Source organism: Actinokineospora auranticolor, assembly GCF_041897805.1.
Classification (GTDB): Bacteria; Actinomycetota; Actinomycetes; order Mycobacteriales; family Pseudonocardiaceae; genus Actinokineospora; species Actinokineospora auranticolor.
In genome coordinates, this window is record NZ_CP154825.1 from 7,908,087 (window position 1) to 7,920,333 (window position 12,247).

10 protein-coding genes are annotated in these 12,247 nt (G+C 71.3%); 4 read left to right on the forward strand and 6 right to left on the reverse strand.

The window, feature by feature from the left end; all coding sequences use genetic code 11:
* Positions 1-39: 39 nt before the first annotated feature.
* A complete protein-coding gene (locus V5P93_RS34590; RefSeq protein WP_181043354.1) occupies positions 40-189 on the reverse strand; it encodes a hypothetical protein in 150 nt (49 codons plus the stop codon).
* A 739-nt stretch (positions 190-928) separates the two neighbouring features.
* A complete protein-coding gene (gene ddaH / locus V5P93_RS34595) occupies positions 929-1,786 on the reverse strand; it encodes a dimethylargininase (protein WP_245931142.1) in 858 nt (285 codons plus the stop codon).
* Between the two features lie 74 nt (positions 1,787-1,860).
* Here ddaH and V5P93_RS34600 point away from each other — a divergent pair, with 74 nt between their 5' ends.
* From V5P93_RS34600 to V5P93_RS34615, 4 genes are all read left to right on the forward strand, one after another.
* A complete protein-coding gene (locus V5P93_RS34600) occupies positions 1,861-2,313 on the forward strand; it encodes an Lrp/AsnC family transcriptional regulator (RefSeq protein ID WP_104478298.1) in 453 nt (150 codons plus the stop codon).
* Between the two features lie 19 nt (positions 2,314-2,332).
* The gene (locus tag V5P93_RS34605; RefSeq protein ID WP_104477928.1) at positions 2,333-3,100 is read left to right on the forward strand and encodes an enoyl-CoA hydratase; all 768 of its coding nucleotides are present in this window, start codon (positions 2,333-2,335) and stop codon (positions 3,098-3,100) included.
* 273 nt (positions 3,101-3,373) lie between these two features.
* Complete coding sequence (locus V5P93_RS34610) at positions 3,374-5,251, forward strand: 2-oxoacid:acceptor oxidoreductase subunit alpha (RefSeq protein ID WP_104477927.1); 1,878 nt, start codon at positions 3,374-3,376, stop codon at positions 5,249-5,251.
* Complete coding sequence (locus tag V5P93_RS34615) at positions 5,248-6,306, forward strand: 2-oxoacid:ferredoxin oxidoreductase subunit beta (protein WP_104477926.1); 1,059 nt, start codon at positions 5,248-5,250, stop codon at positions 6,304-6,306. The genes V5P93_RS34610 and V5P93_RS34615 overlap by 4 nt, the downstream gene beginning before the upstream one ends.
* A gap of 59 nt (positions 6,307-6,365) precedes the next feature.
* Here the strand turns inward: V5P93_RS34615 and V5P93_RS34620 are convergent, their stop codons facing one another.
* From V5P93_RS34620 to nuoN, 4 genes are all read right to left on the reverse strand, one after another.
* Positions 6,366-6,836, reverse strand: a complete 471-nt coding sequence (locus V5P93_RS34620) for a hypothetical protein (RefSeq protein WP_146107950.1) — start codon at positions 6,834-6,836, stop codon at positions 6,366-6,368.
* 342 nt (positions 6,837-7,178) lie between these two features.
* Positions 7,179-9,335: a hypothetical protein gene (locus tag V5P93_RS34625; RefSeq protein WP_181043353.1), complete on the reverse strand. Its 2,157-nt coding sequence runs from the start codon at positions 9,333-9,335 to the stop codon at positions 7,179-7,181.
* A gap of 145 nt (positions 9,336-9,480) precedes the next feature.
* A complete protein-coding gene (locus V5P93_RS34630; RefSeq protein ID WP_245931141.1) occupies positions 9,481-10,488 on the reverse strand; it encodes a polyprenyl synthetase family protein in 1,008 nt (335 codons plus the stop codon).
* Positions 10,489-10,658: 170 nt separating this feature from the next.
* Positions 10,659-12,206 (reverse strand): NADH-quinone oxidoreductase subunit NuoN, encoded by a 1,548-nt coding sequence (nuoN, locus tag V5P93_RS34635; RefSeq protein WP_245931170.1) that lies wholly within the window; start codon positions 12,204-12,206, stop codon positions 10,659-10,661.
* Positions 12,207-12,247 lie beyond the last annotated feature (41 nt).

The following is a 12,247-nucleotide window of genomic DNA, read 5'->3' on the forward strand; positions in this document are numbered from 1 at the left end:
CGCCCGAGCGCCGGACCGGGCGCGCACCTACCCCGCTGGTCAGCCTTGGGCGGCGCTGAACACCGGTCCGGGCACCCGCTGCGGGGGCACGAACGCCTTCTGCTCATCGGACTCGATCGACACCGTGCTGCGGAACTCCGGCGTCTTCGGCTTCTCCGGACGCGGTAGTGCATCTGCGAACGCGCTCAACGGCTTTTCCTAACCCGCTAGGTGAACCAGGTGGGGCTTGGCCCCAGTGTGCCCGCTCCTGCGGGCCGTGTAACGCCATTGGACCACCGAACTACGACATTCCCACCGGATTTCTCACCAAGCGGCGGGTCGAGTTCGCCCCCACCCACAGCCCCCGCACGGACTTCGCCTGGTGGCACCCCACCCGAAGACCACCTCCCCCACCGCGTTGTGCCTGGTGGCAGAGGCTCTAGCCGCACAGATGTGATGGCCGACATATGCGCGTGGGAGGTTCGGCTACGTGAAGAAGGACGCCTCACGTGTGCGCTTCGGCGCCCAATAGGCGCAGCCGACGAACTCGACTCCGCTCGCAGGCGGCGTGGAGGTCCGTGGCGGTGTCGCCGATGAACACCGAGAGCTGATTTCAGCGCCCTCTGGACGAGGTGCACGCCCGACTTGAGGGCGGTGCCAGCGTCGACTCGCACCGACACGCACATGACGTGTCGGGTCAACCGTGAAGAGCGCGTTCGGACTCGATGCTTCGGGAGTTGTTGTCGACTACCGACACCGGTCGGCTGGAGCCCGACCAGGCCGATATCAGCTCATGAGCACCTGATGTCGACTCAACCGTCGTGATGGCCTCGACCTCAAGGGCACGGCACACGGCGCAGCATCCGGATTGATGGTCGCGGCGTTGTGGAGCGCGTCGAACGGGTCCGGGCTGGTGCGGACCCGTTCGAAGGCGGGTTTCAGTGCCGGTCTAGCCGCGCAGTTCCATCGTGCAGCACTTGGGGCCGCCGCCGGATTTGCGGAGTTCGGTGATGTCGACCAGGTGCGGGGTGTAGCCGTGGGCCTTGACCGCCGCGATCAGGTTGGTGGCTTCCCGGGGGATGACCACGTTCTGGCCATCCGACACGGCGTTGAGGCCCAGGCAGGCGGCGTCTTCCGCGGTGGCCAGGATGGCGTCCGGGTACAGCCTGCGCAGGAGTCGTTGGGTGCCTGGGGAGAAGGCTTCCGGGTAGTAGGCGATGTGGGCGCGGGTGCCTGGGCCCGCCTCCGTGAGCACGAACAGGGCTACGTCGAGGTGGTAGTAGCGCGGGTCGACCAGGCGCAGGGAGACGACGGGGACGCCGAGGACCTCCTGGGCTTCGGCGTGGGCACCCGGGTCGGTGCGGAAGCCGGTCCCGGCCAGCAGGACGTCGCCGGTCCAGGTGAAGTCGCCCTCGGCCTCGTTGGTCTTCTCGGGCATGACGACGTCGCGGTAGCCGTGGTCGAGGAACCAGGTGCGGTAGAAGTCGGCCTCCGCGGCGCGCTGGGGGGCGCGGAAGCGGGCGCCGAGCACGAGCCCGTCGACGACGGTACCCGAGTTGGCGGCGAAGACCATGTCGGGCAGGCCGGGCTGGGGCTCGATGGTCTCGACCTTGTGCCCCAGCAGCTCGTAGGTCTCCTTGAGCGCGGACCACTCGGCCAGCGCGCCCTCGGTGCTGACCGGGCGCGACGGGTCCATCCACGGGTTGATCGAGTACTCGACCGTGAAGAACCGGGGCGGGCACATCAGGTAGCGGCGCGCCGTGGCGAGGCGGGCCGCGACGGGGACGCGTACTGGTGCCGAAGTCATGAAACGAAATGTAAGGCCCACACTTGCGGGCATCAATGTCGCTTCGCTGCCCTTGAGCATGCAGAATGTTGCGTGTGGACGTCATTGATCAGCGAATCATTTCGCAGCTCGTTGCCGACGCCCGATCGAGTTACGCCGAGATCGGGAAGGTCGTCTCGCTGTCCGCGCCCGCGGTGAAGCGGCGGGTGGACCGGTTGCTGGAGACCGGTGTGCTGCGCGGTTTCACCGCCGTGGTCAACCCGGAGGCCCTGGGCTGGGGCACCGAGGCGTTCGTCGAGGTGCACTGCCAGGGCAACGTCTCCCCCGACCGGATCCGCCAGCGGCTGGAGCCGCTGCCCGAGGTGGTGGCCGCCTACACGGTCTCCGGCGCCGCGGACGCGATCGTGCACCTGCGCGCCGCCGACATCCACCACCTGGAGGACGCGCTGGAGCGGCTGCGCGCCGTGGACATGGTCTCGCGGACCGTCTCGACCGTCGTGCTGTCGACCCTGCTGGAACGCCCGCCCGCCCCGGAGCACCCGCGGTGAGCTGGAGCACCATGTGCCCATGAGCACCGTGCTGCTGGAACGCCGTGACGGCGTCGCCGTCATCACCCTCAACGACCCGGGCAGGCGCAACGCCATCACCCTGGAGATGTCGGCCCGGCTCGCCGAGCTGGTCGCCGAGTGCGAGCAGGACCCGGACACGGCGGCGATCGTCGTGACCGGCACCCCACCGGCGTTCTGCGCGGGCGCGGACCTCACGGTGCTCGGCGAGTCCCGCGAAGAGGGCCTGCGGGCGATCTACGCGGGTTTCCTCGCCGTGGCGGGCTCGACGCTGCCGACCATCGCCGCGGTCGGCGGGGCCGCGGTCGGCGCGGGCCTGAACCTGGCGCTGGCCGCGGACGTGCGCGTCGCCGGGCCGTCGGCCCGCTTCGACGCCCGGTTCCTGCAGCTGGGCATCCACCCCGGCGGCGGCATGACGTGGATGCTCCAGCGGCTCGTCGGCCCGCAGGCGGCCACCGCGATGACCCTGTTCCGGCACGTCCCGGACGCCGCCGAGGCCACCCGGATCGGGCTCGCGCTGACCACCGTGCCGGGCGACCACGACGCGCTCGTGACCGCCGCGGTGGCGCTCGGCGCGCACGCCGCGGCCGCGCCGCGCGAGCTGGTGATCTCCATCAAGGAGTCCATGCGCGCGACAGCAATGCTCGATAGCCACCCCGACGCGGTGGAGACCGAACTGGTCGCGCAGGTGCGCTCGATGGACACCCCGGCCTTCGCGGAGCTGCTCGCCGCGATGAAGGCCAAGATCTCCTCGGGCGGTGGCCGCTGACCCCCGGGTCACCCGATCGTGCAGGTGCGGACGTGGTGGAATCCAGACCACGGGACGGCCGCGCCCACCATCCGAGATAAGTGTGACCTTAAGTCACATGTATCTGGGATTTCGCCCGGCCGATACCCGATACTTTGGGCATGGGTCGTGGTCCCCGCCGACTCCGCGCTGTGATCTGTAGCGCGTTGCGCCGGTCCGGGGTCGGGCGATGCCTACCGTTGAACAAGGCACAGCCAGCAGATCAAGTGGCAGGAGAGAGGGATCGGCGAGCCCATGAGCACAGGTGTGAACGCACCGCGGCCGACCGCGGTCACCAAACTCGACCGGGTGGTGATCCGCTTCGCGGGCGACTCCGGCGACGGCATGCAGCTCACCGGTGACCGCTTCACCTCGGAGGCTGCGGCCTTCGGCAACGACCTGTCGACCATGCCGAACTTCCCGGCGGAGATCCGCGCCCCGCAGGGCACCATCCCGGGTGTCTCCAGCTTCCAGGTGCACTTCGCCGACTACGACATCCTCACCCCGGGCGACCGGCCGGACGTGCTGGTCGCGATGAACCCGGCCGCCCTCAAGGCCAACATCGCCGACCTGCCCGCGGGCGGCACGCTGATCGTCAACACCGACGAGTTCGTCAAGCGGAACCTGACCAAGGTCGGCTACGACGGCAGCCCGCTCGACGACGACTCGCTCGCCGCCTACCAGGTGCACCAGGTCGCCATGGCGACCCTGACCCAGGGCGCGCTCGCCGACACCGGCCTCGGCAAGAAGGACGCCGAGCGCTGCAAGAACATGTTCGCGCTGGGCCTGCTGTCGTGGATGTACCACCGACCGACCGAGGGCACCGAGCGGTTCCTGCGGGAGAAGTTCGCCAAGAAGCCCGACATCGCCGAGGCCAACGTGCTGGCCTTCCGCGCGGGCTGGAACTACGGCGAGACCACCGAGGCGTTCGCCGTCACCTACGAGGTCGCCCCGGCGAAGCTGGCCCCCGGCACCTACCGGCAGATCACCGGCAACACCGCGCTGGCCTACGGCCTGGTCGCCGCCGCGCAGCAGTCGAAGCTGCCGGTCGTGCTGGGCACCTACCCGATCACCCCGGCCTCGGACATCCTGCACGAGCTGAGCAAGCACAAGCAGTTCGGCATCACCACCCTGCAGGCCGAGGACGAGATCGCGGGCATCTGCGCGGCCCTGGGCGCCAGCTACGGCGGCGCGCTCGGCGTCACCTCGACCTCCGGCCCCGGCATCGCGCTCAAGTCCGAGACCATCGGCCTCGGTGTGATGACTGAGCTGCCGCTGGTCGTCATCGACGTGCAGCGCGGCGGCCCGTCGACCGGTCTGCCCACCAAGACCGAGCAGTCCGACCTGCTGCAGGCGATGTTCGGCCGCAACGGCGAGTCGCCGGTGCCGATCGTGGCCCCGCAGTCCCCGGCCGACTGCTTCAACGCCGCGCTCGAGGCCACGAACATCGCGCTGAAGTACCGCACGCCGGTGCTGCTGCTCTCCGACGGCGCGGTCGCCAACGGCTCCGAGCCGTGGCGGCTGCCCGAGGTCGACGACCTGCCCGACCTCACCGTCGAGTTCGCCACCGAGCCCAACGGCCCCGACGGTACCTTCCTGCCGTACCTGCGCGACCCGGAGACGCTGGCCCGCGCCTGGGCCGTGCCCGGCACCGCCGGTCTGCAACACCGCATCGGCGGTCTGGAGAAGGCCGACGGCACCGGCAACATCTCCTACGAGCCCGACAACCACGACAAGATGGTCCGGCTGCGCCAGGCCAAGGTCGACGGCATCCCGGTGCCGGACCTGACCGTGGACGACCCGTCCGGCAAGGCCCGGGTGCTGGTGCTGGGCTGGGGCTCCTCCTACGGCCCGATCGGCGCCGCCTGCCGCCGGGTGCGCAAGGCGGGCCAGTCGATCGCCCAGGCGCACCTGCGCAACCTGAACCCGTTCCCGGCCAACCTCGGCGACGTCCTGCGCGCCTACGACAAGGTCGTGGTCCCGGAGATGAACCTCGGGCAGCTCGCCCTGCTGCTGCGGGGCCGCTACCTCGTGGACGTGATCAGCTACACCAAGGTGGCCGGTCTGCCGTTCAAGGCGGAGGAGCTGCAGAACGTGCTCACCGACATCGTCAAGGGGGTTGACGCCGCATGACCACCACCGACCTGGGGCTGCCCGGCCTGGCCGGGGTCCCCACCAGCGACGAACCGCAGAAGGCGAAGGACTACAAGTCCGACCAGGAAGTGCGCTGGTGCCCGGGCTGCGGCGACTACGTCGTGCTCAACGCCGTGCAGTCGTTCCTGCCGTCGCTGGGCCTCAAGCGCGAGAACATCGTCTTCATCTCCGGCATCGGCTGCTCGTCGCGCTTCCCGTACTACATGAACACCTACGGGATGCACTCCATCCACGGCCGCGCCCCGGCCATCGCCACCGGTCTGGCCACCGCGCGCCCCGACCTGTCGGTGTGGGTGGTGACCGGTGACGGCGACGCGCTGTCCATCGGCGGCAACCACCTGATCCACACGCTGCGGCGCAACGTGAACCTGAAGATCCTGCTGTTCAACAACCGGATCTACGGGCTCACCAAGGGCCAGTACTCGCCGACGTCGGAGGCGGGCAAGGTCACCAAGTCGACCCCGATGGGCTCGCTGGACCACCCGTTCAACCCGGTGTCGCTGGCCCTGGGCGCGGAGGGCACCTTCGTCGGCCGCGCGCTCGACAGCGACCGCAAGGGCCTGACCGAGGTGCTGCGCCAGGCCGCCGAGCACCGCGGGTCGGCGCTGGTGGAGATCTACCAGAACTGCCCGATCTTCAACGACGGCGCCTTCGACGTGCTCAAAGAGCCGGGTGAGGCCGAGCGCAGGCTGATCCCGCTGGAGCACGGCAAGCCGATCCGCTTCGGCGCCAACGGCGAGTACGGCGTGGTCCGCGCGGGCTTCGGCTCGCTCGAGGTGGCCAAGGTCAGCGAGGTCGGCGAGGACGCCCTGGTCGTGCACGACGCGCACGCCGAGGACCCGTCCTACGCCTTCGCCCTGTCCCGGCTGTCGGCGCAGGACCTGAGCCACACCGTCACCGGCGTGTTCCGCTCGGTCCGCCGCGCGACCTACGACGACCAGACCCGCGCCCAGGTCGAGGACGCCAAGGCGAGCCGCCCGGCGGACCTGGCGAGTCTGCTGCGCGGCAAGGACACCTGGACCGTCGTCGGCTGACGCACCCCGTTCCACACCGAGGCCTGCGGCTTGCCGTGGGGCCTCGGTGTTTTCCGGGCTCAGTCGCGCCAGGGGGCGAATCCCGCGCGTTCGGCGTCCGCGACCGTGCGGAACCAGACGGTGGCGGTGACCAGGGGGTAGTCGGGCGACTCGGTGGTGTGGAAAACGCCTTGGGCGCCCTTGACGGTGTACTCGTCCGAGGGGGCCAAGCCGCCGGGGCCCGCCGGGGCGACGGCGGCGGTGAGGGCGTCGTCGAGGGTGCCGGAGATACGGGTGATCTCGTCTTCCTCGCGGGTCTGGGCCGGGATGTGCACCGGCACCACGTCCTCGTCCGCCTCGGCAGGTTCAGGAGGCGAACTCGAGTCGGCCGGGACCGCGGCGACCTCCGCCGGGGCCAACGGCACCTGGGTCAGCGGCGGGCGGGGCGGCGCCAAGGGCAGCACGGTCTGCCCACGGCTGCGCAGCAGCCACGCGGCCACTACGGCACCAAGAAGGAACGACAGCACGCACCACAGGACCGGTCGCCTCACCGCAACCTCCCTCGTGCCGCCGCCCGGAACCGCGACAGGACGCCCGCAAAGGGACAGCCGCCGCATTTCCTTGTATCACCCTGAGTGGGTGACTGCCACTTCAGCGCGTCGTGCGACCGGGGATTCGGCGGAGTTCAGTTCCCTCGAAAGCATGAAAACCGCAAGCTGGCGGGCAAGGCGAGGTGGCCACGACACCGGGCAGTCACCGAGGAGGAGTACCTATGCGAGATCGCGCCGGTCTCGCCGACTGTGCGGTTCACTCGGCCCCGCGGGCCGAGTGAACCGGGAGGGAAGAGATCGGCTCAAAGGCGATCTCGCCGCCCCGGCGGAGCCGGGGCCATGTCACTGCAGGGGACGGAAGCCGACGCGCTCGGCGTCGGCCACCGAGCGGAACCACACCTCGGCGACCGTGCGGTCGAACTTCGGGGAGTCCGGTGCGCAGTAGCGCAGCGCGGTGACGCTGGCCTTGATCGTGTACTCGCTCGACGGGGACAGGCCGCCGGGGAGGGGCATGGCCGAGCCGGGGCCGAACGGGCCGGGCGGCACGAACGGGTCGACGCCGGTCGGCGACTGCTGGAGGGTGCGGGCGCCGCGCAGCCGGTGCGGGGGCGGCGGGGTTGGCTTGGACTCGGCCACCTCGTCGGCGGGCCGGATCGGCTCGAACAGCGACCGCTCGCGGTCGCCCGCCTTCTGCGCCTGCGCCTGGGCGGGCATCGCGGCGGTGGCCGTCGCGGCCGGGGCCGACTGGGTGCTCACCACGGGCTGGGTGGCGGTCTGGACACCGAACGGGAACCGGTTCTGCGGCTTGGACGGGATCCGCTTCGGCAGCACGTTCGACGTCCTCTCCGGTTGCGCCTGCCCGTAGGCCAGGGTCGGTTCGATGGGCTGCTGGAACCCGGGCTGCTCGGTGATCGACGTCCGCTGGCGGGGCGGCTCCTGGGGCTCGGGCCGGGTGATCTCGGGCAGGCGTATCTCGGTCTGCTCGGCCGCGGCGTGCGCGGGCTCGCGCGACTCCTGCGGCCGGGGCTCGACCGAGCCGTTGGTGGCCGCGCGCTCCGGCTCGTGGACCGGCTCGGGTTCGCGGACCACGGGGACGAACTGGGTGGCGTCGGCCGCGGCGATGGCCGGGGCCTCGCTCTGCGAATCGGCGTCCTGGCGGACCCCGGCGGCGTAGTCGTCGCCGCGCTCGTAGGCGGCGGCCTCGCCGTAGCCGCGGTCGGGGCCGTAGGCGGACCGGCTCAGGTCGGGCCGGTCGTACACGCCGGTCGCGGTACCCGCCGGGGCGGGGTCGACGTCGGTGGACACCGGCTCGTAGTCGGTCTCGGTGTCGACGTCGTGCCGGTGCCGGGGGGCCTCCTCGAGGTCGTCGTCGGCGGGTTCCTCGGCGTCCGCGTACGAGTGCCGGGAGCGCTCGGCGGGCGCGGGTTCCTCGTCGTGGCCGTCGACGTCGTCGTCCAGGTCGTCGACGAGGGCGTGGTCGCCCGCGCGCTCCTGCTTGCCCTGCGCGTCGATCTCGCGGATCAGCTCGGCCGGGATCGGCGTCGTGTGCTGGGTGAAGATCGTGCCGCCGGTCTCGGCGTACTCCTCGTCCGCGTCGGCGTAGTCGACGCCGTCGGCCTCGTCGAGGGAGTCGCCCGCGAGGTGACCGGCGCGGTTGCCCGCGGCCTCGGTGTCCTCGTCGACGTCGTCCAGCTCGCCGTCGCGGGTCTCGGCGCGGGCGTAGTAGTCGTCCTCGTGCTCGGACTCGTCGAGGTCGTCGACGAGCCTGCCGCCCTCGGGCCGGTCGACCGGGTCGCCGAACCAGTCGCGCTCGGGCTCCTCGGCCGCGGCGGGCGCGATGTACTGCGTGGTCTCCGCGGGCGCCTCGGCGTACTGGGTGCGCTGGTCGTCCGCGCGGAACTCGGGAGCCTCGGTGTACTGCGTGGTCTCCGCGGCCGACTCCGGCACGAAGTCCCGGTCGTCCCGGTCGTCGTCGATGTCCTGCTTGGCGCGGTAGCCCTGGTCGTCGCGGTAGTCGTCGCGCTCGTCGCGGAAGTCGGGCCGACCGTCGCGGTCGTCACCGTGCCCGTCGCGGTCGTCGTCGTCGACGTGGCCGCCCACCGGGCCACCGGGGTCGTCGTGGTGGTCGCGGTCGTGGTCGTCAGTCCCCACGGCGGGGGCGGGCATCGAGCGCAGGCCGCCCTCGTCCTCGTCGGACAGGGTCATCAGGCCGCGGCGGATGGAGTCCTCGCCGCCACCGCCCACCCGCCGGACGGGTTCGATGTTGTCCCGGGTGTCGCCGAAGCCGGGGACCAGCGCCGTCGACGGGTACTCGCGCTCCGGCGCGCCGCTGCCCGGACCGAAGTCCCGGTGGATGTCGCGCTCACGCGCGCCCGCCAGCTCGCTCTCCAGCTGGGTGGCCCGCTTGCGGGCGGGGTTGGCGATCAGCAGCCAGCACAGGGCCGCGCCGACCAGGAAACCGGCGAGGCTCCACACCCACACCTGCCCGAAGAACGGCATCGCCGACGTCTCCCTCCCGGCCGCGTCCCTGGCGACGCGTCACACGGTTGCCCAAGCCTAGGGGAGGTTACTGCGACGCGTCGGAGCACCGGCGGCATGCCGCGCAAATAGCCGGTACGTCACAGTGCCGGTGGGCAAATATGCCTTATCGGGTTCGCTCGACTACGTACCGTGTCAGCTCCTCCAGGGCGTCCCGGGCCGCGCAACCCGGAAGAGCGGCGAGTTCGGCGTGCGCCTGGGCCACGTACTCACCGAGGGTGTCCCGGGCGCGGTCGAGGCCCGCGGACTCCCGCAGGAGCTCCAGCGCCTCCTCGACCTCGCCGTCGTCGGTGATCGGCCCGTCGAGCAGCTTGGCCAGCCGCGGGTCGGGGTTGCCCTCCAGCGCGTAGAGCATCGGCAGGGTGCGGACCCCCTCGCGCAGGTCGGTGCCGGGGGTCTTGCCGGACTCGGCGGCGGGCGAGGCGATGTCGATGACGTCGTCGGAGAGCTGGAAGGCCGCGCCGATGATCTCGCCGTAGCGGTGCAGCGCCTTGATCTGCGCGGGCGACGCGCCGGAGAACATGCCGCCGTAGCGGCCGGAGGTGGCGATCAGCGAACCGGTCTTCTGCGCGATCACCGACAGGTAGTGCTCGGTGGGGTTCTCCGCGCCGGGGCCGACGGTCTCGCGCATCTGCCCGGTGACCAGTTCCCGCATGGTCTCCGCGATCACCCGGGTGGCCGCCGGACCGAGGTCCGCCACCAGCATCGAGGCGTGCGCGAAGAGGAAGTCGCCGGTGAGGATGGCGACGGAGTTGTTCCACCTGGCGTTGGCGCTGGCGTCGCCGCGCCGCATGGTGGCCTCGTCCATGACGTCGTCGTGGTAGAGCGTGGCCAGGTGCACCAGTTCCACCGCGGCCGCCGCGGCGATCACCTGGTCGGTGCTCCCCTGGTTGAACTGCGCGGCCAGCAGCGTGAACAGCGGGCGGAAGCGCTTGCCCCCGGCCTTCACCAGGTGCAGCGCCGCCTCGTCGACGAACTCGAAGTCGCTGTGCACGATGTCGCGCAGCAGCGCCTCCACGCGGCCGAGCCCGTCGGTGACGACCCGCACCAGCTCCGGGTCGGCGTCGCGCAGCCCCGGGAACGCGGGGGCACCGGGGTTCTCGGTGGCAGTCACGTCGTCGGCACTCCTGATCAGCGGTGGCCCGGGTGGTCGGGCAGGCCCTTGTAATACGAGCGTACTGGCCCGCACCGGCCCGACCGCCCCGGATGTCTCGAAGGCCACCCCGGCGGGCAGCCGGGGTGGCCTTCGAGGCGAACCTGTTCGGTTGTCGGGAAAAGCGCGTACTAGTGGATGGCGAACGCGCCGCTGCCCGCCCAGTCCAGGGCGAACGCGGGGGCCAGGCCCAGCAGCAGCGTGACGAGCACGCCGAGGGTGATCGCGGCGGTGGTGAACGCGCCGGGCACGGTCACCGTCGGGCCGTCGGCCGCGGGCTCGCTGAAGTACATCAGCACGATCACCCGCAGGTAGAAGAACGCGGCCACCGCCGAGGCGATCAGCGCCACGACGACCAGCGGCGCCATGCCGTCGGCGATCGCGGCCTCGAACACCACGAACTTGCCGACGAACCCGCTGGTCAGCGGGATGCCGGCCAGCGCGAGCAGTAGGAAGGTGAACACACCGGCCAGCAGCGGCGACCGCTTGGCCAGGCCCGCCCACTGCGACAGGTGCGTCGCCTCGCCGGAGGAGTCGCGCACCAGGCTGATCACGCCGAACGCGGCCAGCGTGGTGAAGCCGTAGGTGAGCAGGTAGAACAGCGTGCCGGACAGGCCCTTCTCGGTCAGCGCGATGGAGCCGATGAGCAGGAAGCCCGCGTGCGCCACCGACGAGTAGGCGATCATCCGCTTGACGTCGGTCTGGGTGAGGCCGAGCACCGCGCCGATGACCATCGACACGATGGCCACGCCCCACAGCACCCCGCGCCACTCCCACTGGGTCGACTCGAACGCGACCTGGAGCACGCGCAGGATCCCGCCGAACGCGGCGACCTTGGTGCAGGCGGCCATGAACGCGGTCACCGGGGTCGGCGCGCCCTGGTAGACGTCCGGGGTCCAGGTGTGGAACGGGCCAACGGAAGCCTTGAACAGCAGGCCGATCACCAGCAGGCCCATGCCCGCGAACAGCAGCGTGTCGGAGCGGTCGGTGCCCGCGGCGGCGGAGGAGATGTCCGAGAGCCGCACGGAACCGGCGTAGCCGTAGAGCAGCGCGACGCCGTAGAGGAAGAACGCCGAGGCGAACGCGCCGAGCAGGAAGTACTTGACCGCCGACTCCTGCGACAGCAGGCGGCGACGGCGGGCCAGGCCGCACATCAGGTACAGCGGCAGCGACAGCACTTCCAGCGCCACGAACATGGTCAGCAGGTCGTTGGCCACGCAGAAGGTCATCATGCCGCCGAGCGCGAACAGCGTCAGCGGGAAGACCTCGGTCTGCATGCCGGTGGAGGTGACCTGCGCGCGGTCCTGCAGCGTGCCCGGCCGGATCGCCGCGCTGGCCACGAAGGCGCCGCCCGGCTCGACCGAGCGGTCCGCGATCAGCAGCACCGCGCCCAGCGCCAGGGCCAGCAGCGTGCCCCACAGGAACAGGCCGGGCCGGTCGATGGCGAGCGTGCCCTTCATGGCCAGCTCACCGGCGGCGGGCGCGTCGGAGACGTAGGCCACCAGGGCGATCCCGGCGCCGACCACGGCCAGCAGGGAGAGCACGACCTGGGTGGACCAGCGCAGGTGCCGCGGCAGCAGCGCCTCCAGCAGCACGCCGAGGCACGCCGCGCCGAGCACGATCAGCACCGGCCACACGGCACCGAGCGACGGCGCCTGGACCTTGGTGTCCGACGGCACCGGCAGCGGCGCCTGCTCCTGGGCGAGCAGGAGCACGGAAG